This window comes from Flavobacterium azizsancarii (assembly GCF_027980145.1).
GTDB lineage: Bacteria > Bacteroidota > Bacteroidia > Flavobacteriales > Flavobacteriaceae > Flavobacterium > Flavobacterium azizsancarii.
Genome location: NZ_JAMZNK010000053.1, coordinates 1 through 25,283 on the forward strand (window position 1 = coordinate 1; position 25,283 = coordinate 25,283).

At 35.4% G+C, this 25,283-nt stretch carries 19 protein-coding genes; 12 read left to right on the plus strand and 7 right to left on the minus strand.

What is annotated here, in order from left to right; translation table 11 throughout:
• Positions 1 to 691 precede the first annotated feature (691 nt).
• Positions 692 to 3,268, plus strand: a complete 2,577-nt coding sequence (locus NJT12_RS21435) for a pectate lyase family protein (RefSeq protein ID WP_271338149.1) — start codon at positions 692 to 694, stop codon at positions 3,266 to 3,268.
• 70 nt (positions 3,269 to 3,338) lie between these two features.
• On the opposite strand, the gene amaB is transcribed toward NJT12_RS21435, so the two are convergent.
• Both amaB and NJT12_RS21445 read right to left on the minus strand, forming a co-directional pair.
• On the minus strand, positions 3,339 to 4,892 hold the full coding sequence (gene amaB, locus NJT12_RS21440) for an L-piperidine-6-carboxylate dehydrogenase (protein ID WP_271338151.1): 1,554 nt from the start codon (positions 4,890 to 4,892) through the stop codon (positions 3,339 to 3,341).
• A 342-nt stretch (positions 4,893 to 5,234) separates the two neighbouring features.
• Positions 5,235 to 5,597 carry a hypothetical protein gene (locus tag NJT12_RS21445; protein ID WP_271338152.1) on the minus strand — a complete coding sequence of 121 codons (363 nt, stop codon included), beginning with the start codon at positions 5,595 to 5,597 and terminating at the stop codon, positions 5,235 to 5,237.
• Positions 5,598 to 5,714: 117 nt separating this feature from the next.
• Here NJT12_RS21445 and NJT12_RS21450 point away from each other — a divergent pair, with 117 nt between their 5' ends.
• Positions 5,715 to 6,674: an MBL fold metallo-hydrolase gene (locus NJT12_RS21450; protein ID WP_271338153.1), complete on the plus strand. Its 960-nt coding sequence runs from the start codon at positions 5,715 to 5,717 to the stop codon at positions 6,672 to 6,674.
• A gap of 257 nt (positions 6,675 to 6,931) precedes the next feature.
• Here the strand turns inward: NJT12_RS21450 and NJT12_RS21455 are convergent, their stop codons facing one another.
• The 3 genes from NJT12_RS21455 to NJT12_RS21465 form a co-directional block, all read right to left on the minus strand.
• On the minus strand, positions 6,932 to 7,084 hold the full coding sequence (locus NJT12_RS21455) for a hypothetical protein (RefSeq protein ID WP_271338155.1): 153 nt from the start codon (positions 7,082 to 7,084) through the stop codon (positions 6,932 to 6,934).
• Positions 7,085 to 7,338: 254 nt separating this feature from the next.
• Positions 7,339 to 7,878, minus strand: a complete 540-nt coding sequence (locus tag NJT12_RS21460) for a 3-hydroxyanthranilate 3,4-dioxygenase (RefSeq protein WP_271338157.1) — start codon at positions 7,876 to 7,878, stop codon at positions 7,339 to 7,341.
• 119 nt (positions 7,879 to 7,997) lie between these two features.
• Entirely contained in the window at positions 7,998 to 9,101 is a 1,104-nt protein-coding gene (locus NJT12_RS21465) for an endonuclease/exonuclease/phosphatase family protein (protein ID WP_271338159.1), read from the minus strand.
• Between the two features lie 227 nt (positions 9,102 to 9,328).
• Here NJT12_RS21465 and NJT12_RS21470 point away from each other — a divergent pair, with 227 nt between their 5' ends.
• The 10 genes from NJT12_RS21470 (at position 9,329) to NJT12_RS21515 (ending at position 24,184) form a co-directional block, all read left to right on the plus strand.
• Positions 9,329 to 10,228 (plus strand): S66 peptidase family protein, encoded by a 900-nt coding sequence (locus NJT12_RS21470; RefSeq protein ID WP_271338160.1) that lies wholly within the window; start codon positions 9,329 to 9,331, stop codon positions 10,226 to 10,228.
• A gap of 156 nt (positions 10,229 to 10,384) precedes the next feature.
• Entirely contained in the window at positions 10,385 to 10,744 is a 360-nt protein-coding gene (locus NJT12_RS21475) for a YraN family protein (protein ID WP_271338162.1), read from the plus strand.
• A gap of 120 nt (positions 10,745 to 10,864) precedes the next feature.
• Positions 10,865 to 11,521 carry an aspartate kinase gene (locus tag NJT12_RS21480; protein WP_041516777.1) on the plus strand — a complete coding sequence of 219 codons (657 nt, stop codon included), beginning with the start codon at positions 10,865 to 10,867 and terminating at the stop codon, positions 11,519 to 11,521.
• Between the two features lie 401 nt (positions 11,522 to 11,922).
• A complete protein-coding gene (locus tag NJT12_RS21485) occupies positions 11,923 to 12,486 on the plus strand; it encodes an RNA polymerase sigma factor (RefSeq protein WP_271338164.1) in 564 nt (187 codons plus the stop codon).
• Between the two features lie 771 nt (positions 12,487 to 13,257).
• Positions 13,258 to 14,436, plus strand: coding sequence for a FecR family protein (locus NJT12_RS21490; RefSeq protein ID WP_271338166.1), 1,179 nt, complete (start codon positions 13,258 to 13,260; stop codon positions 14,434 to 14,436).
• Between the two features lie 191 nt (positions 14,437 to 14,627).
• Positions 14,628 to 17,840: a TonB-dependent receptor gene (locus NJT12_RS21495; protein WP_271338168.1), complete on the plus strand. Its 3,213-nt coding sequence runs from the start codon at positions 14,628 to 14,630 to the stop codon at positions 17,838 to 17,840.
• 8 nt (positions 17,841 to 17,848) lie between these two features.
• Positions 17,849 to 19,357 carry a RagB/SusD family nutrient uptake outer membrane protein gene (locus tag NJT12_RS21500; protein ID WP_271338169.1) on the plus strand — a complete coding sequence of 503 codons (1,509 nt, stop codon included), beginning with the start codon at positions 17,849 to 17,851 and terminating at the stop codon, positions 19,355 to 19,357.
• Positions 19,358 to 19,370: 13 nt separating this feature from the next.
• A complete protein-coding gene (locus NJT12_RS21505) occupies positions 19,371 to 20,477 on the plus strand; it encodes a SusE domain-containing protein (protein WP_271338171.1) in 1,107 nt (368 codons plus the stop codon).
• A 94-nt stretch (positions 20,478 to 20,571) separates the two neighbouring features.
• Positions 20,572 to 21,954 carry an alpha-amylase family glycosyl hydrolase gene (locus NJT12_RS21510; protein ID WP_271338173.1) on the plus strand — a complete coding sequence of 461 codons (1,383 nt, stop codon included), beginning with the start codon at positions 20,572 to 20,574 and terminating at the stop codon, positions 21,952 to 21,954.
• 52 nt (positions 21,955 to 22,006) lie between these two features.
• Positions 22,007 to 24,184 (plus strand): glycoside hydrolase family 97 protein, encoded by a 2,178-nt coding sequence (locus NJT12_RS21515; protein ID WP_271338175.1) that lies wholly within the window; start codon positions 22,007 to 22,009, stop codon positions 24,182 to 24,184.
• A gap of 115 nt (positions 24,185 to 24,299) precedes the next feature.
• Here NJT12_RS21515 and NJT12_RS21520 read toward each other — a convergent pair whose 3' ends face one another.
• Complete coding sequence (locus tag NJT12_RS21520) at positions 24,300 to 24,749, minus strand: alpha/beta fold hydrolase (RefSeq protein WP_271338183.1); 450 nt, start codon at positions 24,747 to 24,749, stop codon at positions 24,300 to 24,302.
• A complete protein-coding gene (locus NJT12_RS21525) occupies positions 24,746 to 25,243 on the minus strand; it encodes an OB-fold protein (protein ID WP_338083398.1) in 498 nt (165 codons plus the stop codon). Before NJT12_RS21525 ends, NJT12_RS21520 begins: the two co-directional genes overlap by 4 nt.
• Positions 25,244 to 25,283: the final 40 nt, after the last annotated feature.

Genomic DNA, 25,283 nt, shown 5'->3' on the forward strand with positions numbered 1-25,283 from the left:
TAAAACGAAAAACGCTTATAACGGATATTTTTAAATCCTGTTATAAGCGTTTTTTATTGTCTAAAAAATAAACCTGATCAAAAATAAGGGATGTTTTTCAGTGCCCTCAAAAAATCAAAAGGGCTTTTTTTATGGTCATTTATTTCCTAAACTTTATACCGTTTGAAATAAAAACCAATTGTCAACGTCTTTTCTGAACAACCCCTACTTCTATTTTCCATTTATTTATTTCTCTAAACAATCAATCTATTCATAAAAGTTTTCCTCTTTTTTAGTATGCATAATGGACATTTTTTTTAACCAAAAAGTAAATTATGAATACAAACGTTATAAATTGACTGCTTTAAAAGTGGCTTTTTTCTTTCTTTTTTGATTTGATAATTAAAATAAGTATAAATCACAAATTTGATCTTATTATCAAAGAATTTAATTCTTCTCTGCTTTACAAAATACAACAAAAATAATACTTGGCGCATTCTAAACCCATTATGTAATAAATTGCATTTAGTGTAATTTATTACATAATAACCATTTTATAGCGCAAAAAATTACTATTTTAATTTTTAATAGTGAATTTTATTACATATTTAAGAAATTAAACTTATTTTTATGCAATCGATTACAAATTAACCAATTGATTTCGATATACAAAAAACCACAAAAAACTTTATTAACTAAAAAAACCACAATTATGAAAAAAAACCTACTTATTATGACTTGTCTGCTTCTTTGTTCGCAAATATGGGCACAGCAAGTAACAATTAATGAAGCATCAGGATGGCTAGAATCAGCCTTTGTAAAATGGCAACCTGTTAGCAACGCACAATCGTACAATGTTTATTACACAGGAAATGGTTTGGTTGACAAAAAAATAGACGACCAACTTATCAGAAGCTACGGTTCTTACTACAGAGCTGATGTTCCGGGTCTTAAAGCTGGAGCCTATACCATCAAAGTAAAACCTGTTATCTCAGGAACTGAAGGATCAGGATCTACCACAAGCAATTTAAATGTTTTAGCCCAAGACCGTAATGGGTTTGCTTTTGATGGAGGCAGAGTTCCTGGTGGTTATAATGCAGATGGAACCCCAAAAACTGGTGCCGTAATTCTCTACATTACACCAAATACCAAGAACACAATATCGATGGACATAACAGGTGCAAGTTCTAATCCGTGTGTTGGTTTGCAAAATATTCTTTATGCCATAAAAAAAGGAAAAGATACTCGTCCGTTTATCATACGCCTAATCGGGAATATTACCGATATGACCGTAATGGAAGGTGGAGATATCGTCATTGAAAACTCTAATAATGCCTCTAGCTATATTACTATTGAAGGAGTTGGAACAGATGCCGTTGCTAATGGATGGGGAGTACGCCTTAAATCGGCTTCAAACATTGAAGTAAGCAATCTAGGTTTTATGAATTGCGATAGTACTGCCGGAGATAATGTTGGAATGCAACAGGACAATGATCATATTTGGGTACATAACTGTGATTTGTTCTATGGAAACGCCGGCAGCGATGCCGATCAGATAAAAGGAGATGGTGCACTGGATAATAAATCATCGACTTATATCACATTATCGTACAACCATTTTTGGGATAATGGCAAAGCAAGTCTTTTGGGATTGAGCGAAGGAACTACAACCGGTTTATATATTACGTATCATCACAACTGGTTTGATCACTCAGACTCGCGCCATCCTCGTGTTCGTTATTATTCTGCACATGTTTACAATAATTATTATGATGGTGTTGCAAAATATGGCGCAGGATCAACGATGGGATCTTCTCTTTTTGTAGAAGGAAATTATTTCCGCAACAGCAAAAACCCAATGATGACTTCTTTACAAGGAACTGATATTTGGGATCAAACTAACCAGGTAAACAATCCCGGAACAATGGGGACTTTTTCAGGTGAAGCAGGAGGAACTATAAAAGCTTTCAACAATACTTTTGATGCCGATATTGCGACAAACAGCATGCGTTTTGTAGCCTATGGCGATACAAATCCTTTATACAATATTTCAGGAAAGATTAGCTCTACAACAGATTTTGATGCTTATGTAGCAACTTCAAGAGCCGAGGTTGTGAGCAGTAATGTTAAATCTAAATCCGGAGCAAACACCTATAATAACTTCGACACCAACGTTGCCTTATATGTAAAAAATTTAGTGATAGACCAGCCTGCTGTTGCCAAAACAAAAACAACTCAATATGCAGGACGCGTTTCCGGAGGAGATTTAAAATGGACATTTGATAATAGTATTGACGATAAGTCTTCTCTTGTTATTGCAGCATTAAAATCTGCACTTACGAATTATACCGGAACATTAGTTGCTGTTCAGGGTGAAGGCACTCCGCCAGCAAGCGGTCAAACACTTAACTCTACTTCAAACAACAGTCAGACAGTAGCAAGCGGAACTGCAATAAGCTCAATCGTTTTTACTTGGGGAGGCAGTGCTACAGATGCAACAGTAACAGGATTACCTGCATCAGGAATTAGTTTTGTAAAAAATACTTCGGCAAAAACGATAACGATTACTGGAACTCCAACTGCTACAGTATCTTATTCTGTTGCTACAATAGGAACTGGAACAGCAGCTACAGGATCAGGTACAATTACAGTTGCAACAAATAATCCTGGTACAGATCAGAATCATAATTTTACAACTTCCGGAAAAACGAGTACATTTTATAGTATTACGGGAAGCATGAATTCTTCTGCCGGATCTGTAACGTATGCAGGATTAACTTTAACCGAACGTTTAAAAATCGAATCAAGTACATCAATTACCTATACAACGACAGCTGCTTCGACATTGACTTTAGTATTTGATTCTAATTTTACAGGAACAGTTAAGGTAGACAATGTTTCCTACACCGCTACTGCAGGAATAGTTACAGCTTCAATTGCTTCTGGCTCGCACACCATTACCAAAGGATCTGTTGCCAATTTGTTTTATATAAGTACAAAATATGGTAGCAATACATCGAGAATGGCTGCACAAGCAGCCCAGAGCGAAGAAGTAACTGAAACGCAAAAAACAGTTCTATATCCAAATCCTGTGACTAATACTTTATACTTATCAAATTCAATACAAAAAGTAGAACAGATTTTAGTCTATAATATCTCGGGGATATTAGTTAAGAGTACAGGAAAAGATATAGAAAGCATCGACCTCACTCAACTGATTCCAGGTACTTATCTAGTAAAAGTAAATACTAGTAACGGTTCATTTAACCAAACAATTTTAAAGAAATAAACTCCTATCTATAGTAAAAGGCTTCCAAAAAATTGGAAGCCTTTTTTATATCAAAATTTAAAATCAAATTTTACAAATCAAATTTGATCCCTTGTGCCAAAGGCAAACTAGTCGTATAGTTGATTGTATTGGTCTGACGGCGCATATAAATTTTCCAGGCATCAGATCCTGATTCACGTCCTCCGCCGGTTTCTTTTTCGCCACCAAAAGCACCACCAATTTCAGCTCCTGAAGTTCCGATGTTTACGTTTGCAATTCCACAATCAGAACCTGTAACAGATAAAAATCTTTCGGCTTCACGCAAATTATTCGTCATAATAGCTGATGATAATCCTTGTCCTACTCCATTTTGAATTTCGATAGCATTATCAACATCGCCAGAATATTTAATTAAGTATAAAACCGGAGCAAATGTTTCGTGCTGTACAATAGCAAATGAGTTTTGAGCTTCAGCTATTGCTGGTTTTACATAGCAGCCACTTTCGTAACCTTCACCCGAAAGCACTGCACCTTCCACAAGAATTTTACCGCCTTCGGCAACTACTTTGTTCAATGCAACAGCGTACATTTCGACAGCATGCGTATCAATTAGCGGTCCAACGTGATTGTTTTCATCAAGCGGATTTCCAATTCTTAATTGCTTATAAGCCGCTACTAAAGCGTCTTTTACTTTATCATAAATACTTTCGTGAATGATTAAACGACGTGTAGATGTACAACGTTGTCCAGCAGTTCCTACTGCTCCAAAAACAGCGCCAATGACGGTCATTTTAATATCAGCATCCGGAGTAACGATAATAGCATTATTCCCTCCAAGTTCTAATAATGATTTTCCTAAACGTCCCGCAACAGCCTGTGCAACGATTTTTCCCATTCGGGTTGAACCTGTAGCAGAAATTAACGGAATACGGGTATCAGCTGTCATCAATTCTCCTATTTGATAATCTCCATTAATCAAACAAGAAATTCCTTCTGGCAAATTATTTTCTTTAATAACCTGTGCGATAATATTTTGACAAGCAATTCCGCAAAGGGGTGTTTTTTCAGAAGGTTTCCAAACGCAAACGTCTCCCGAAATCCACGCTAAAGCAGTATTCCAGGACCAAACTGCCACCGGGAAATTGAATGCCGAAATAATCCCTACCACTCCCAAAGAATGATATTGTTCGTACATACGGTGTCCGGGTCTTTCAGAATGCATAGTTAATCCGTGCAATTGACGCGATAAACCAACTGCAAAATCACAGATATCAATCATTTCCTGAACTTCACCATAACCTTCCTGCAAGGATTTCCCCATTTCGTAAGAAACCAACTTACCAAGAGCTTCCTTGTTCTCACGTAACTTTTGCCCAAACTGACGAACAATTTCTCCACGTTGTGGGGCAGGAATCAAACGGAAAGTTTTGAAAGCTTCTGTTGCTGCCTGCATTACTTTTTCGTAATCCTGAGGTGTTGACATTTTTACCGAAGCAATTAATTTTCCGTCAACCGGAGAAAAACTATCTAAAACTTCTCCTGTAGAAAAGTTTTCAATTCCTGTTGATGTTCCTTCATTGATCAATTTAATGCCCAATTTTTCCAGAGCCTCATTCATTCCAAATTGCGATGCTATTGTTGTCATTGTAACTTTTTTAGTTAAAATTGTTATATTTATATGTAAAGATATTGTTTCAAATTGAATTAAGCCACAAATTATAATAATGAATCTTACATCAATTCATTCGTTTTTTTCTTCTGATTAGTAAAATCAAAATTATTATGAGAAAAAGAACAACTACAACTGATAACGTATAGATTATTAAAATCTTTCTTTTTAAACTTTCTTCGAAAGAATTTTTAACTAAATCTATTTGATATTCAATATTATTTTGAAACTTAATAATTCTTATTTCGCCACGGTTTTTTATATAACTCTGATGCAATTCATTTAAAATAAGTAACTCGCTTTTTGCTACATTCTCTACTAAATCTGTTCTTGAACAAAGAGAGCAACTGAGCACTTGTCATCTCCTTTAGTATAAATTAAATATTCATGTCCAGTACTAAAAACAAAATCACAAGCCGCAGTATCTACATACAATATTGTTCTATACTCTCTATTTGGATAAACGTCTTCTTTAAATGTCTTCTTTATTTTAAATGTAAATGAATACACCTTTTCTCCATAAGTACCATAAAGTAAACTATCTACTTTAACTACTTTGCCAATAAAAACCTGATTGGCAATTTTCCAGTTTTTTTCAATCGAAGGTTTCTCAGCACAATCACAACAATAAGCGTTTGAAGTAATTAAACCCAATAGTAAGATCAAAAAGAACTGCTTCATATTTATATTCTTTTATAGTTGAAAGTAAATTTAGGGTTAATTAATAGCAATTAGAAGAAGATACAGCAATTTATTCGGCTTAATTGATGAAATTTGTAGCCACAAAATTATTTAAATATGTCTGTTTTCAATCGCCTTTTGATTTGTTTCGTTTTAATTTCTGTAAATGCATTTTCTCAAAAAGATCAAAAAGCTTCGTTTCAGGTTGTTCCGTTGGGAATAAAAGGCGGAATCGACGAAAAAAATCTTTCGGCTTATTTAGTTGCCCCAACAAACACGAATGATTTCATTGCTTTGGATGCGGGAACGATAAATGCCGGAATCGAAAAAGCAATTGAAAACAAAGTTTTTAAAGTTTCGACAAGCGAAGTTTTAAGAAAGTATATCAAAGGATATTTTATTTCGCACGCGCATTTAGATCATGTTTCGGGATTGATTATTAACTCTCCTGCAGATTCTTCGAAGACGGTTTATGCCACTGAAAAATGTATGGAGATGATGGAAAATCATTATTTTAATGATGAAACCTGGGCTAACTTTGGAGATAAAGGTCCCGGAACTCCATTGAAAAAATATCATTTTCAGACTTTAAATATTGGCGAAGAAACTCCAATTACGAATACAGCCATGACGGCGAAAGCCTTCCCGTTAAGTCATGTGAATCCGTTTGAAAGTACTGCATTGCTAATTAAAAATGGAGAATCGTATGTGCTTTATTTAGGAGATACGGGACCTGACGCTGTAGAAAAAAGTGATAAACTAAAATCGCTCTGGACAGCGATTGCTCCTCTTGTAAAAAGCAAACAATTAAAAGGAATTTTTATTGAAGTTTCGTTCCCAAATGAACAACCTGATCAATTTTTGTTTGGACATTTAACGCCAAATTATTTGATGAAGGAACTTCACACGTTAGAAGATTTATCAGGAAAAGGAACTTTGAAAGGTTTCAATATTATTGTTACACACTTGAAACCACCAACCAAAAATATTATCAAACTTAAAGAACAATTGCAAAAGCAAAACGATCTTGGATTGAAGATTATATATCCGGAGCAAGGGAAAAGATTTGAGTTGTAAATCTGACTAATTAGCCACAGATTGCACAGATTAAACGGATTTTCATTCGTTTGAATGGGTCAAATACGTTGTTGCAAAATCAATTATTCTCTCGGATTTTTTTCTAAAGAACTCATAACCGTAATTTTGTCAATTTCGACCGAAGGGAGAAATCACATAAAGTAGCTCCTCAACAGTGTGTATCCCGCGTGTGATTTCTCCCTTCGGTCGAAATGACAAAAAATTGTTGAAATAACAAAAATATTTTTTTTAGTCTCTTAAATAATCTTTTTACTTCTCAACTCCTCCAGCATTTCTTCATGAGTTATATAATCCCCATTTTCAAAATCACGTTTACCCTGTTCTATATCTGCCTTTAATTCCTTCAAAAAATCTTCTTCATTGGGATTATTTACAATAATATCTTTCATGTTTTAATCTATTAAAATTCTTTCTATATGATTTCTCAAATTATAATATAAGTTCTATTTACATTGATGCCTTAGCCCTGATAGAAGTGGAAATCCTTTTGTGCCGGTGTTCGGCACAAAAGATTGGAACGGATAGCGGGAAATAGCTCCCAAAAAATAAAACTCCGCATAAGTTCTATTCTAAAACTTTATTCTAATATAATATAATACCTAACAGGTTTTAAAAACCTGTTAGGATATGCTGAATCAATCTACTACTTCTTCGCTACAAATCTAGGATCAGATTCCATTACAGTTCCGCAATTATCACAAGTTCTCAATTCCTCTGAATTATAGAAATGTTCGAAATGTGGCAGGAAATCTTTTTCGATATTATGCAATTCAAAAAATACTTCATAGAGTTTATGATTGCAATTGTCGCAATGCCAAAGCAATCCGTCTGTATATCCTTTTCCGGCGCGTTTGCGCTCGATTACCAAACCTATTGAGCCTTGGGAACGAACTGGAGAATGTGGGATTTTAGCAGGATGCAGATACATATCTCCGGCATTAAGTTCCATTTCTTTACGTTCGCCATCTTCCTGAATTACGACTTTTATGCTTCCTTCGAGTTGGTAAAAAAGCTCTTCGGTTTCGTTGTAATGATAGTCTTTACGGGCATTTGGCCCCGCTACAATCATCACGATATAATCGCCGGAATCTACGTAAAGGTTTTTATTTCCAACTGGTGGTTTTAGTAAATGACGGTTTTCATCGATCCATTTATTCAGGTTGAAGGGTTTTGCTATTGACATTTTTAGTGGTACTGGGTTTCTATGACGCTAAGTTAAGGAAAAAGTTTCTTGTAAAGGCGCACAGCAGTGCGTCTCAGTTGCTTTTACAAACTTTGAGTTAGAAGCACTGCTGTGCGCCTCTACAATTGCTTTTCTTTTATCAAATAAATATAAACTGGAAAATGATCGCTAAAACCAACTTCGGTTAAACTGTGCCGTAATGGATATCCTTTATATTGTCCTGAAGTCTGAACAAGAAAAGGCTTATTGAAAATGCCTGCTTTCCAATATTTAAAGCTAGAGAAATCGGGTTGTATAAGAGATTCAGTAATTATAATCTGGTCGAAAATATCCCAGGAATCCCTAAAGGCAATCGTTCCCATACCTTTATTTGCCATTTCTTCAAACGGATTAAAAACTCCAAATTCAGGAACTTCACTCTTTTTTGCCTTTGCGCCCAGAGCTACTTTGACAGTTCGGTTAAACGGACCATCATTTAAATCTCCCATTGTAATCACTTTGGCATTTGGATTTATGCGTTGAAGCGAATCGATAATTCTTCTGTTTAAATTTCCAGCTGCTTCACGAAACGGACTGCTTTTCTTTTCGCCTCCTGATCTCGATGGCCAGTGATTGACTATAATATGTATCTCTTCGTCTTCGAGAAATCCAGTAATCAAAAGCTGATCTCTTGTAAAAATCCTATTTTTATTCTCTGTTTTAATTTCGAGATCATCATCTATTTCTTCTTTTTTCTCCTCTTTTACAATTGCATTATTTTTATAGAGATATAAAGGAATATTAGAATACGAAGTTGGTTTAAAATATTTCTTTTGATATAATAATGCCACATCGATTCCACGTTTGTCCGGCGAATCAAAATGAATGATTCCATAATCAAGTTTTTGCAATTTTGGTTCTTTGACCAAGTCCTCCAGAACGCCGCGGTTTTCTATTTCAGAACCTCCAATTAATGTTGGCGCATTAGGATTCTCAGGAGTTCCTATCTCTGATAAAACTCGGGAAAGGTTCTTTAATTTCTGTTCGTACTTTTCCTTTGTCCAATGTTGTGCTCCATCTGGCGTCCATTCATCATCGTGTGTTGTTGGATCATTTATAGTATCAAAAAGATTCTCGAAATTATAAAAAGCTACTGTATGAATGGTGTACTTTTTAGACTGCGCTTGCAGGATTGACACAAAAAGAAGTGCAACAAAATAAAACTGAACTCTAATGAACTGCATAAACTTTACTATTTTAAAAAGTTCAATTTAAGCAAATTAATATATTTGTAAGATTTTTCTAATTATTTTATTTTTTAAAATCTCTATATTTGTTTATCATTAATAATGAATAAGCAAAAAACATGAAAGCGAGCCAACTTCAAAACTTCAAAAAACACTTTTCTTTTTGTAAGTTCCTATTTCTTATTTTTGCTCTACAATCATTCAACTGTCAATCCCAACAAAACATGATAACACCACCTTATTTACAAAAAGGAGATACTGTCGCTATTTTAGCCACTGCGAGAAAAAATATCGAAGACAATCTTAAACCAACAATCGATTTGTTGCACAGCTGGGGTTTGGAGGCTGTTGTTGGAACCACAATTGGACTTGACTTTAATCAACTGGCAGGAACGGATGAACAACGTGCTGCTGATTTTCAGCATCAATTAGATAATCCTAATATTAAAGCTATTTGGTGTGTTCGTGGTGGATATGGAACCGTACGAATGATTGATCTTCTGGACTTTACTAAGTTTAAGCAACACCCAAAATGGATTATTGGTTTTAGTGATGTTACTGTCTTACACAATCATTTGAACACTATGGGCTATAAATCGATTCATGGTGTAATGCCTGTGACGATACCGCGTGCTACTCCAGCCGCCATTAGTTCAATGAAATCAAGCTTATTGGGCGAACCGTTATCTTATACTATTGCTCCGGACAAAATGAACCGTTTTGGGAAAGCAACCGGCGAATTAGTGGGCGGAAATTTATCTATTTTATACAGTTTGTTAGGTTCACCATCGGCTATAGATTGCAAGGATAAAATTTTATTTATCGAAGATCTGGATGAATATTTATATCATATCGATCGTATGATGATGAATCTTAGACGTAATGGTTGTATCGAAAACCTAAAAGGAATCATCGTTGGGGGCATGACCAAAATGAAAGACAACGAAGTTCCGTGGGGGAAAAATGCAGTTGAAATCGTCGATGACGTTACTAAAAAATACAATATTCCTGTAATTTTTAATTTTCCTGCTGGTCATATTCAGGACAATAGAGCTCTTATTATGGGAAGCACAATTTCTATTGATGTTAATTCGTCAGGAAGTACTGTTTCTTTTCAGAAATAATAATTTCCCGTTTTCTTCAAATTAAGAAGAATTAAAATACCACATAAAAATCTCAAAGACGCAAAGTCGCAAAGTTTTATTTAATTCTTTGCGACTTTGTGTATTTGCGCGCCAACTCAACTCACAAATGATAATTTAAAACTCACAACTAAAAGAATGGCTGAACATAATGACTTGGGGAAAAAAGGCGAAGAACTAGCTGTAGAATTTCTTCAGAAAGACGGTTATACAATTTTGGATAGAAACTGGACTTTTCAAAAGGCTGAGATTGATATTATTGCCCAAAAAGAATCCATTTTGGCTATTATTGAAGTTAAAACCAGATCGAGTCTGGATTTTGGTTTACCACAGGATTTTGTCAAACCAAAAAAAATTCAGCTACTTGTTAAAGCAGTAAATGCCTACATAAACGATAGGGAAATAGATTTTGATGTAAGATTTGACATCATCGCCATTCACAAAAACAACGAATCATTTGCTATTGAACATCTTACAGATGCTTTTTATCACTTTTAACATAATTTTCTATTGTTATATTTGTAACAAATTGTTTTTTTATTTATATTTGCGCAGATTTATAACACCCCTATTAACTAAACCAACACAATCAAGTTACAAAAAAAAAGAAAAAAAGCTATGAAAACTGTTTCTTCAATCGTCGAAAATTACATCAAAACAAAACCTTTTTTATTAAATGCGCTATCGCTTGGAATCATCAACCTGACGTCGCTTTCCCGGAACATTATGACCGAATTGGAAAGTGAATTTGGCAAAGAAGTGAAACAAGGTGCTGTTGTAATGTCATTGAAACGACTCACAGAAGAATTAGACTTTAAGCTGAACCATAAAATCAATAAAGTAATTAAGAATATTGGCGAGATTACAGTTCGATCTGAATTGACAGATTACACTTTTGCAGCTTCTGAAACTGTTTTAAACAAACAAGCTGATTTAATTTCTGATATTAACGCTTTATCTGATATTTTTTATACCTCATCCCGTGGCGTAAATGAAACTAATATCGTGGTGAGCAGCAGCGTAAATCATTTAGTTGAGAAGCATTTTATACGTGAAAAACTAATTCAGAAATTAGATAATCTGGCTTCAATTACAGTAAAATTACCAAAAGAAAATATCGTTGTTCCCGGAATTTACTATTTCATTTTTCAACGTTTGGCGTGGGAAGGAATTATCATAAACGAGGTAATTTCGACTTCTAACGAGTTTACTATTTTAGTTGGAGAAGATCAGGTTGATGTAGCTTTTAAAGTAATTAAAGACTTGAAAAACTAATTCTACTTATATAATGCTACAAAGAATCAATATCAATTCTTAATATTATACAATCCTTTTATCATTTCTGCAAAAGAAAGATAAAAGGATTTTTTTTGTTTTCAATTATAAAATCGACCTTCGTCATAATCTCCAATAAGAATATTCTCAACAAATCAACACCTGAATGATTTATTTTTAAAATATAAGTTAGAAATAAACTAGCTTAACAACACGCCATTTCCCAAGACCTTTGGTACTATCTTACATAAAATTTATTAAAAAAAATAGAATTAAGTTTTTTTTAATAATATTTGTTGCGAATAATATTTTTATATATTTGCTAACCAGTCAAGAAATCAGAGTACCAATTTTGATAGTATCATAATATAATTAGATTTAAATACGGACTAATTAAATTAATGTCAGAAGCAAACAACCATAGCGAAAAATTATTGGTGAGTGAACTCAAAAATGGCAACGAAAAAGCATTTCGTCAACTTTTTGATTTATACCATCAGGATATTTACGGTTATAGCATCAGTTTGTTAAAATCAAAAGAAGCGGCTGAAGAAAATGTTCAGGATGTTTTTATGAAAGTTTGGCTGCATCGTGAAAACTTAAACCTGGAACAATCTTTTAAAGCGTACATTTTTACCATTGCCAGAAATCAGGCCTTTAATTTTTTGAATAAAGCGGCAAATGATGCATTGCTAAAAGAAGAGATTTTTTATGAAAGTCAGAAATCTCATGAATATGGTGATTACTCTATTCGGGAAGCAGATTGCAAAAAGCTTAGAAAACAAGCTATGAGCCAACTGCCTCCAAAACGAAAGCAAATTTTTAAGATGTCCCGAAAGAAGGGAATGAGTTACGAAGAAATAAGTCAGGAACTCGGCATCTCTATCAATACAGTCAGGAACCAAATGAGTAAAGCATTAGAATCAATGCGAGTCTTTTTTCAGGTTCATGATGAAATTATCTAAACCAAAAAACCATTTTAACCATTAAAATCACTCTTCCCGGGTGATTTTTTTTGCTTAACCGCGAAAACTTTTGCAAAGATGCTTTCTTTCTGTCAGTTCGAGCGGAGTCGAGAACAACGTTTGTATAGCACTCAATCTTTTTAACTCGAAATTTCGAAAATATTGTCCTCCCGACCAGAGAGAAATCCGCAAAGAAAAGCCAATTGTCGTCGAGTTTCCAGTGTGATCTCTCCCTCTGGTCGAGATGACAAAACGGAAGGTGAATGCCAAACCAGACAGGTTTCTAAAACCTGTCGGGTTTAGTCAAAGACAGGCAAATTGTTGTCGAGTTTCTAGTGTGATCTCTCCCTCTGGTCGAGATGACAAACTGAAGGTGAATGCCAAACCAGACAGGTTTCTAAAACCTGTCGAGTTTAGTCAAAGAAAAGCCAATTGTTGTCGAGTTTCTAGTGTGATCTCTCCCTCTGGTCGAGATGACAAAACTGAAGGTGAATGCCAAACCCGACAGGTTCTTTAAACCTGTCGGGTTTAGTCACGTTGCGGAAGTTCCTTGTTCCTCGAAATGAAAGCACCTCATTTATCATCAAAAAATAAAAATAATTTTAAAACTAATTTTCATCAATAAACTCAACAAAATCAGCACTTACCGAGTTTTACTACTACAATAATCAGGCTCATAAATGTTAAAATTTAAAAATTTACAATGTTAGAGTAGTACTCAACTTGTTTTCAACTGTATTATATAAAACCCAGACCTAAAATCAATTCGTAATGAATTCAAATTCTGAAATGCACGGCCTTTTACAAAAGTTTGTTTTGAACCAATGTACACCCGAAGAAACAAACGAGGTAATTGCGTATTATAAAAAAAATAAACTTACTGATGATTTTCCTTCGGTAGAAGATATTCAAAATCTACTTACCGAAATGCCAAAAATGGATCAGCAAACTGCAAACTCTATTTTTGACTCTATTTTAGCAACTTCACAAGAAAATGAAACTGTAATAGAAATTGCGCCTCAAAAATCAAATTTCAGAAAATACATTTCGATTGCCGCTTCTGTTGTTGTTTTACTAGGAATTGGTCTTGCTTATCAAAAAGGTGCTTTCACGACTAAAAAAGAAACTAAATTCGACTTTAAAAGCACTGATATTGTCTTGCAATTAGAAGATGGAAAAGTTCAGATCATATCTGAAAACAATAAAGTTGAAGTAAGAGATGCGGACGGAAATATCGTTGGAAACCAAGACGGAGATAAAATCGTTTACGATAACAATTCTGATTTAGAGAAAACAACTTATAACACTATTAAAATTCCTTACGGTAAAAAATTCAAACTAGAATTATCAGACGGAACATTGGTGCACTTAAATGCAGGGACTACTTTAAGATATCCTGTAAAATTTATAGCAGGAGAAAACAGACAGGTTTTTCTCGATGGTGAAGCTTTTTTTGATGTTGCAAAAGACGCAAAGCATCCTTTTATTGTAAATGCTGACGCCTTGAATGTACGTGTTCTTGGAACTCATTTTAATGTTTCTAATTATCCAGAAGATGCTGTAACAGATGTTGTTTTAGTCGAAGGATCTGTTGGAATGTATCGCTCAAACGAAGAATTCGATGCTGCTAAAAACACGATCTTAAAACCTGGCTTCAAAGGAAGCTTCAACAGAGAAAATGCTCTTATCTCTACCAAACCTGTCATCACTGATATTTATACTTCATGGATCAACGGCGGCCTGACTTTTAGAAATATGACATTCAAAAATATCATCACAAAATTAGAACGACGCTATAATGTTACTATTATCAACAAAAATGAAAAACTGGCGAATGAAAAATTCAATGCAAGTTTCAGCGATGAATCAATCGAGAAAGTAATGAGCTATTTTGATGACATCCATGGCATTAATTACACCATAAAAAACAATCAAATACTAATTAAATAACCACTAAAACCAATGAAAAAACATGAAAGAATAAAAGTACAGGAATAAAAAAATCGGAAAGAGCTACGAACAATTTCCGATTTACTAAGTGATTGAATATAACGAATTAACTACAATCAATTAACAAAATTATGAAAAAAAAATCAAAGAATACTGGGTTTCTATACCGAGTGTTCCAAAATGACCTAAAATTGAAATTAACTACACTACTTATTTTGGTCGCCATGTTTAATATCAGAGGGAATACTTATGCTCAAAAAACAAAAGTAACCCTTGAATTGAACAATTCAACAATCGAAAAGGTTATTGAGACCATTGAACAAAAAACGGATTTCAGGTTTATTTACAAACTAAGTGACATTGATCTTGATCGTGTTATTTCTATTTCTGTAAAGGACCAAAATATCAATATTGTTTTAGACAAACTCTTTAAGGGAACTCCAACAGAGTTTAAAGTTCGGGACACTCAGATTATCTTAAAAAAGCCAGAACTGAAAACACAAAGCATTCCTTATCAAAAACAAACTGTTACCGGAATCATTACTGATGAAAATGGCCTGCCTTTACCGGGAGCCTCAGTTAACGAAGAAGGAACAAAAAACGGAATGGTGACTGATTTTGACGGGAAATACAAACTTACTGTTGAAAGCAGTGCTTCTGTAATTATCGTGTCTTTTGTTGGTTATAAAGAAAAAAAGGTAGTGGCCAGCCAAAGCGTTATCAACATTCAACTCGTTCCTGATGCCACAGATTTACAGGAAATTGTGGTTGTAGGATATGGTTCTACGGCCAGAAAAGATGTAACGGGAGCCGTTTCTTCAATTGCTGCTAAAGATATGAATCAGGGTGCGATCGTAAACCCTTTACAATTGATTGCAGGAAAAGCTGCCGGTGTAAACATTACTCAGATTGGTAGTGAGCCAGGTTCAGGACCAAGCGTTCGTATTCGTGGTATCTCTTCTTTAATTGGAGGAAATGATCCTTTGGTAGTCGTAGATGGAATTCAGGGAAACATGGATTTGTTAAATCAGGTTCCTCCAAGCGAAATTGAAAGTATTGATGTTCTTAAAGATGCTTCGGCTACGGCTGTTTACGGTTCCAGAGGTGCACCCGGTGTGATCATTATAACAACAAAAAAGAATAAAGCAGGAAAAACAACCATGGAATATATAGGCTCTACTTCTATCGATTTTATCCCCAAAAAACTCGATATGCTAGATGCCAACCAATGGTGGGCAACTGCTCAAAGTGTGGGTGTTCCGGCTTCTGCAAACCACGGTTCAAATACTGATTGGTACAATCTTTTGACACAAACCGGAATTACCCAAACGCACACGCTTTCTTTTGGCGGCGGAACTGATAAATTTAATTACAGAGCTTCTCTAACAGCGATTTTGCAAGACGGAGTGGTAATTAATTCCAGTAACCAAAAATATATTGGCCGTATTCAGGCTACGCAATTGGCTCTTGATGACAAATTAAAACTAACTTTTAATTTAAACACAGGAGTAAATAATGTAACCAATAGTATTGGCGAGGTAGGAACTGTTTCTTATAAATCAAACCTGATCACCAATTCATTATTGGCAAGACCAACTGATCCTGTTTTTAATACGAACGGAACCTATTATACAGATCCAACTGTATTTCAGTATTTAAATCCTTATGCAGTTGCTCAGACCGCTACGAATGAGAGACAAAGTGATAATTTATTTGGAAGTTTAAAAGCTGAATTGGATTTAGGTAAAGGTTTTTCTGCAAACTGGTTTGGAAGCTGGAGAAAAACAAATACCACTATTGGATATTTCATGCCTGCAGCATCAACAGACGCACTTGCAGTAGATCAAAAAGGATATGCTAATATTAAAAATGAAAGACAAAACGAAAAATTAACCAATATAAGCCTTAATTATAAAAGAACTTTCGGGATTCACACTTTCAATGCATTGGCATTATACGAGTGGCAAAGTCAGGCTTATCAGGGAAATTATGCTCAGGCAAGAGGTTTTATAAACGATAAAACTACTTACAACGCATTACAATTTGGAGATTTTTCGAAAGTACAATCTTCTGATATTTCTTCTTATAAAAACGACAGAACTTTAGTTTCGTATTTAGGAAGATTAAACTACTCTTTACTAGATCGTTATTTACTTACAGCAAGTATCAGACGAGACGGTTCATCTGTATTTGGTGCCAACAACAAATGGGGAAATTTCCCGTCAGCATCTGTGGCATGGCAAATTAATAAAGAGTCATTCATGGCAACTCAAACTTTATTTAGTGAACTAAAATTACGTGTAGGATACGGAGAAACCGGTAATCAGCAAGGTCTTTATCCACAAACTTCATTATCGTTAGTAGGAAGTGCAGGAACTACTTATTTTGGAGGAATGCCTATTACGAATTTCAACATTACTCAAAATGCAAATGCTGATTTGAAATGGGAAACAAAAAAACAAACCAATATTGGTCTTGATTTCGCCCTTTTAGACAATAGACTAAGAGGTAGTGTAGATGTTTATGATTCTAAAACCGAAAACTTATTGTTTGATTATACCGTACCTCAACCTCCTTATCCTTATAATCAAATAAAAGCAAACGTAGGAAGCATTTCAAACAAAGGTCTGGAGATTGCTCTTGCCTATGATGTTATTAAAACAGAGAACAGCACACTAACATTAGCCGGAAATGTATCACTCATGAAAAATGAGGTACTTAATTTAAGTGGCAGTATTAATGGCATTCCTTTAAACACAGATTATGTAGGCTGGGGAGCGGCAAACTCTTATTTAGTACAAGGAAAACCAGTTGGTGCATTTTATATCTTAGAACATACCGGCAAAAATGACAATGGTGTTGAAACAGTAAAGGATCGTGACGGAAATGGTGTTATTGATCAGGGTGTTAAAAGTCCGGATCGTTACTACGCAGGTTCAGCATTACCAACTTATACTTTTGCATTTAACCCTTCTTACAGGTACAGAAACTTCGATGCTTCTGTGTTAGTAAGAGGTTCAGGAGGAAATAAGATCTACAACGCACTGAATCAAAACTTAAGCATGCTGGAGAACACGGGTAAATCGAATGTTTTAGAAAGTGCAGTTGATAAGGGAATTCACTCGTCTCCGTATGGATCTGACTTATGGTTAGAAGATGGTTCATTTGTACGTTTAGAAAATGTTACTGCAGGATATACGTTCCGTTTTACAGATAAATATGTAGACTCTATCCGACTTTCACTTACAGGAAACAATTTATTACTGATTACTGATTACTCAGGTCTTGATCCGGAATTGAATATTAGCGGAAGTGGTAAAACTGAAGACAACTTTGGTGGTGACAGAGGAATTTACCCTCGTACAAGAAGTGTTGCATTTGGTCTGACTGTAAAATTTAAATAGTAAAAGAGATGAAAATTAAAAATATACTAATAGCAGGAAGCGTTTGTTTCCTTGCCCTTTTTGGATGTTCAGACATTAGCGAAAATGTGTACGACAAATATCCGGCTGACGAATTTTATGGCACCCCTGAAGGAGCCAATATTGCCCTTGCAAGTGTTTATGCCGAAATTCCGGGTGACTTTCAACGTAACAATATACCCGGCGTAGGTTACGCAGGAGCTGATAATGGCTGGTATGACATGAACTGTATGTCATCTGATGAACAAGTGATTCCGCATAGAAATACCGGAGACTGGCAACAAGATTTTGCCCGTTTGCACAAACACGAATGGCTGCCAACAGATTTTATCATTAATAATACCTGGAACTGGTTGTACAAGTCCGTTTTCAATGCAAATTTAGCAGTTCAGTTATTAGAAAAATCAAATGCCGAAGCTTCAAAAATTGCTGAAGCAAAAGTATTACGTGCTTTCTTTTATTATTTATTGATTGATGATTTTGGTGATGTTCCATTTTTTACTGATAATAATATTACAGTAGATAAAATTCCGCAATCAAGCCGTAAAGAAATTTACAGCTTTATTGTAAAAGAATTAACCGAGAACGTAGAGCAGCTTTCCGGAACAAGAGGAGGAAACTATTACGGAAGATTCAATAAATGGGCGGGTTATACTTTATTGGCAAAAGTATATTTGAACGCACAGGTTTATACCGGAGAAGCAAAATGGAACGAATGTTTAGCGGCTTGTAACAAAGTTAGCGAAGGTGGTTTTACACTACATTCCGGAGCAGCAAATGCTTCTAGCCCGTTAGGAAATAAATATTATGAATTATTTGGAGATGTACTTCCTGAGGATGAAACCATTTTACCTATTTATGCAACTTTAGATATCGTTTCCCGTAATATCTATGCCGTTCGTAGCGTATATGGTCCGCATGGTACTGCTTTATTTGGAATGGCGGGTTGGAACGGAACTATTGTACCTAAGGATTTTTTCCTGAAATATGCCTTAAACGATATTAGAAGACAACAATTTTTAGTAGGCGAACAACCTGGAGGATACAATTATACACTTGAGGTAGCTTCTCTTGACAATCCGGGAGCTGATCCTCAGGCGGGAGTTCGTAATATTAAATTTTATCCTGCAGGAGCAAAAAGTGGCGGAGGAGCTTCAAATGACTTCCCAATTTTTAGATATGCTGACGTAATTTTAATGATGGCCGAATGTAATGCCCGTTTAGGGAATCCTGGTGCTGCAAAACCTTTTATAGATCAGATCAGGCAACGTGCCGGTTTAGATGCATTGGCTTCAAACCCAACTCTTGATGATATTTATAACGAAAGGGGATTCGAATTAAATTGGGAAGGTCACAGAAGACAAGATATGATTCGTTTTGACAAATTTTTATTGGCAAACGAATTCAGACCGGTATCTCCTGCTTACCGAAAGTTGTTCCCAATTCCAACATCTGCTTTAGATGCTAACAAAGGACTAAAACAAAATCCGGGTTACTAAAAACAAAACTATCATGAAAAAATATATCAATAAATTATTCCTCTTAGGGAGCGTGCTTTTTCTAAGCGCTTCCTGTGACAGTGAAGCCGAATTAACGACGCTAAAATCCGTAAGTTTTCCTTCTGCAATTGAAGTTTCTTCCAGTACATTGGTACTAACAGAAGATTCTGCTGACGATAATGTTTTACTTGTTTCCTGGCCAAAAGTAACATTCCCAATTGATGCGCCGGTTACATATGCCGTAGAATTTGATTTAATTGGTGATACCAGTGGTACTACTGCCTGGCAAAAAGCCAAAAGAATTGTGGTTGGCGAAGACGTTTTAAGCAAAGCTTTTATTGGTCTTGATTTAAATAAAATTGCCGTAGACTTAGGTCTTCCACCGGATGTTGCAGGAAAATTAGTTGTTCGTGTAGAAGCTGCAATGGATCGAAAAATCTATTCTGATCCTATCACGCTGACCGTTACACCTTATGAAAAAAGCGTTGTTTTTGGCGAGATTTATATGCCGGGAGCTTATCAGGGCGAATGGAATGTAGATACTGCTTTGGCTTTAACTGCAATTTCAAAAGGGATTTATCAGGGTTATGTAACAGTTCTTCCGGGTTATGGCCCCGTATTTAAATTAAATACTGGCAGAAACTGGGAACAATTTTATGGTGCAGGCGCCACAAATAATGACCTGAAAGACATGAGTACTACTGATTTTGCACTTCCTGGAGAAGGTTCTTATCAGATCAAAGTAAATTTAAATACTTTAAAATGGAGTTCTACTCCTTATGCCTGGGGAATTGTAGGTTCATCAACTCATGCGCCAACACCTGAAGATAAAGACTACGGATGGAATCATTCTATTCCGATGTCCTACAACCATGAAACTAAAACATGGAAGGCGACTGCCAACTTATTAGCAGGAGCCTTAAAATTCAGATTGAATGATAAATGGGATGTAAACTACGGACCTGCAGATCCTACAACAAATACCATTAACAAAGATAATGGTGGTGCTTATGATATTGGAGAACCGGGAACTTACGAAATTACCTTTACTATAAACGATGTCGATCCGGTATCAGCAGGATATCCTGCAACTGCGACTTGTACAATCGTTAAAAAATAATCTAAAACTACAATATAGTTTAGATTAGTTTGAGTGATACCTGCCTTTTTTGAGCGAAAGGCAGGCTATCTTAAAAAAAATAAAATAAAAAAATATGAAATCAAATATAAATATCATCTACACTTTAATACTTGCACTAGCATTTGTTTCGTGTAGTTCATCGGATAATAACGATTCAATTCCGGCTTCTCCTTATACACAGTATGGAACAGCATTCGAAAAAATGCCAAAAAAAGAAGATGCCATAATTTATCAGGTCAACATTCGTGCTTTTAGTGCCGCCGGAAACTTAAAAGGTGTTCAGGACAGGCTTACTCAAATTCAGGAACTGGGTGCCAATGTTATTTATTTAATGCCTATTTATCCTGTTGGAAAAGTAAAAGCTTCAGGAGAATTAGGCTCGCCTTATGCCGTGCAGGATTATAAAGCCGTAAATCCGGATTTTGGAACTTTACAAGATCTTCAGACTTTGGTCGAAGAAGCGCATAAAAAAAATATGGCTGTAGTGCTGGACTGGGTTGCCAATCATACCGCATGGGACAATCCCTGGATTACACAACATAAAAATTGGTACCAACAAGACGATAAAGGAAATATCATTATTCCGCCGGGAACAAGTTATAATGATGTAGCGCAATTGGATTTCAATAATACCGAAATGAAAAACGCGATGATCGATGCTATGGAATATTGGGTTTACAATGCCAACATAGACGGCTTTAGATGTGACTATGCTGACTTTGTTCCGCAAACCTTTTGGTCAGATGCGATTACGAAATTAAGAAGTATCAAAAAAAATCAAACCATATTGATGTTGGCTGAAGGATCTAAAGTAAATCACTTTGCTTCTGGTTTTGATTATACTTTTGGATTTAATTTTTTCAGCACTTTAGAAAAAGTTTTTAAAGAAGGTAAACCTGCTACAACAATTCAGGATTCTAATGCTACAGAATATGCCAACAATTACAATCCTGAAAACAAAGTTGTAAGATACACCAGCAATCATGACGTAAACCTTTCAGACGGAACTCCGCTTGAACTTTTTGGAGGTAAAAAAGGATCTGTTGCCACTTTTGTTGTTGCAGCATACATGAAATCTGTTCCAATGATTTACAACGGACAAGAAGTTGGGTATGACAAAAGGCTTAATTATTTTGCCAAAACTCCAATCGACTGGTCTGCCGCAGATGCATCTATGTTAGCCGAATACAAAAAAATTATCGCTTTTAGAAATGCCAGTAACGCTATAAAAACAGGAACTTTTACCGGATACAGCAGTGATGCCGTAAGCGCTTTTACAATGGTAAAAGATTCAGAAAAAGTTTTTGTTCTTTCTAATTTAACCAAAACTTCTGTAAAATACCTTGTTTCCCCTGCCCTAAAAGCAACATGGAAAGATGCTTTTACAGGAACTTCTGTTACTATTGGCAACGAAATTACATTACTTCCTTTTCAATATTTAGTATTGAAAAATTAATACCCACGCGACTTTAAAAAACAATATTAGATTTGCAAAAAACAAAAATAACATGAATTTTCAATCCCAAAAATCATTGCTTCACATCCGAAGCAAAAAATTAGCGTTACTTCTTTTTATTTGTGTCAATGCCGCATGGGTTCAGGCTCAGGAGATAACTTCACCTAATAAAAATCTTTCTTTAAAATTTGAATTAAAAGAAGGCGGAGTTCCGTCTTACCAATTATCATACAAACAAAAAGCAGTTATAAAACCAAGTTCTTTAGGTTTAGAACTTCAAAATTTACCTTCGTTTTTGGATGGTTTTACCGTTACAAATACAGCACAATCTTCTGTTGATGATTCATGGAATCCTGTTCTAGGTGAAGAAAAAACTATTAGAAACAATTACAACGAATTGGTTGTCACTTTGGCTCAAGCCAAAAACAACAACAGGTATATTCGAATTCGTTTCCGATTATTCAACGACGGATTGGGTTTTAGATATGAATTTCCGAAACAAAATGATTTAAATTATTTTGTTATTAAAGAGGAACGTACTGAATTTAATCTGGCCGGAAATCATAAAATTTTCTGGATTCCGGGAGATTATGATACCAATGAATATGCCTATACCACTTCGAAAATTTCTGAAGTTCCTTCGTTGATGAAAAAAGCTACTATCGAAATCAATTCGCAATGGCCTATTAAGGAATTAGCGGTGCAAACTCCATCAATGATGAAATCTGACGATGGTTTGTATATCAATATTCATGAAGCAGGATTGATCAATTATCCGGCAATGTATCTTGAAGTTGATGCTGTAAATTATAAAATGCGCAGTCATTTAGCGCCTGATGCCGTGGGTGCAAAAGGATATATGCAAACAGATGCACAATCGCCCTGGAGAACCATTGTTGTAAGTGATAAAGCGACAGAAATTTTGGCTTCAAAATTAATTCTGAACCTCAACGAACCTACAAGTTATAAAGATGTTTCGTGGATTAAACCCGTAAAGTACATCGGGATTTGGTGGGAATATTTTGTGGCCGGAAAAAGTACCTGGGCTTTTGGAAAAGAAACTAACGTAAAACTGACAGATGATTTTACTAAACTAACGCCAAACGGAAAACACGGAGCCACAACAGAAAGAGCAAAAGAATATATTGATTTTGCTTCTAAAAATGGTTTCGATGCCATCCTTATCGAAGGTTGGAACATTGGTTGGGAAGACTGGATCAACAACTGGAAAGAAGAAGTTTTTGATTACGTAACCGCTTATCCTGATTTTGATGTAAAAGCAGTTCATGAATATGCCGCATCAAAAGGGGTGAAAATTATCATGCACCATGAAACGTCAGGATCGGCAACAAATTATGAGCGTCGATTAGATCGTGCTTTTCAATTTATGAATGACAACGGTTATGATGCTGTAAAAACTGGTTATGTAGGTAAAATTATTCCGCGTGGCGAACATCATGACGGACAGTGGATGGTGAATCATTACATCAACGTAGCCAAACGTGCTGCCGATTATAAGATCATGATTAACAGCCACGAAGCGGTTCGACCAACTGGTTTAAACAGAACTTTCCCGAACTGGATTGCACAGGAATCTGCTCGCGGAACTGAGTTTGAATCTATGGGAGGATTAGCACCGGATCATACGACAATTCTACCATTTACAAGATTAATGGGTGGCCCAATGGATTATACTCCGGGGATTTTTCAAACAGATCTTTCGTACTACGGAACCGGAAGTACACAACGTGTCAATACCACTCTGGCAAAACAATTGGCTTATTATGTTACAATGTACAGTCCGTTGCAAATGGCGGCTGATATTCCTGGAAATTATGAGCGTTTTCCAGATGCTTTTCAATTCATAAAAGATGTTGCGGTAGATTGGGACAACAGTTATATTCTTGAAGCAGAACCAGGAGATTACATCACGATTGCCCGTAAAGCAAAAGGAAAAAACGAATGGTTTATTGGAGGAATCACCGACGAAAACGCCAGAACTGCCAATATTACTTTTGATTATTTACCTGCCGAAAAAAAATTCATAGCTACTATTTACGCTGACACGAAAGATGCTAACTGGAACGAAAATCCGCAAAAATATACGGTGACTAAAGTTGTTGTAACCTCAAAAACAATTTTAAAACAATATTTAGCACCGGGTGGTGGTGTTGCAATCAGTATTAAAGAAGGAAATGCTGCAGAGTTAAAAGGATTGAAGAAATTATAAAATTTTCTCTGAACCCAAATACAAAATGGCGCATGAAAAAAATCATGTGCCATTTTTATGTTTTACCAGTTATAAATTCAATAATTTCTCTACATTCAAATGCCCAATTTTCTCTTTATCTTCTTAGAATAGGGTCGTATTTATCAACCTTCAATATTTCAGGATTAGATTTAGTCATATCCAACAACGGAGATAAAAGTATAATTTGAGAAGGTTGTACTCCTTTGTCATCTCTTAATTTTTGTGACAATGCAAAAGCCATTCCTCCGCCGGCAGAATCGCCTATTAAAGTAACATTCTCTGCTCCAACCCGATTAATTAAATTAACCAGTGCAGTATATACCATTTCAGTTGTTTCTTCAAATTGATGTTCGGGTGCCAAAGGATAATCAGGGATTACAACTGTTCTCCCCGTCCTTTCAATCAATTTACCGAAAAACACCCAGTGTTCCGGAAAATAACTTGAAACATAGGCTCCTCCGTGTATGAAGAAGAAATATTTGTTTATTGTTTTTTTTGGTGCTATGGTCCATACATTTCGTCCATTTACAACTTCTAAACCTATATCATACTTATCATAAAGTTCTGGTGTTGGTTTTGCTGCTTCGCCTTGTCATTTTTCACGGTCTGAGCAAACGTGGTGCTTTTTACTCCTGCCAGAAAAAGTCTTTTTTCTAATTGCTCACTTTCCGGACTTGGATCCTTTATATCATAGGATTCATTTGAAGTAAGCTTTTTGATAGATTTCTCCTCAACTATTTTACATTCCTTTACAACCAAAATACTTTCTTTGTAAAGGTCACGGGCCTCTCCTGTAATGACAAGTGTTTGTCCTTTAGAATACTTGCGTAATTTTAAATAATCTGAAACAGGCAGTACACAAAGCTTCATTGTAACTCCGTCTTTCTTGTCTGACAATTCTATTGACGGCAGCGCATAAATGTCCGGACCAACATACACGACAACACCTTTGATGGTTACTATTTTATTTTTATATAATTTTTCGGCTTTACTTCTATCATTGATAAAAGCGTCGTGTAATTCCTTTACAGGAATAATTTATTGAGTGTCCCTAATATTTAATTTTTTAGCCTGAAGG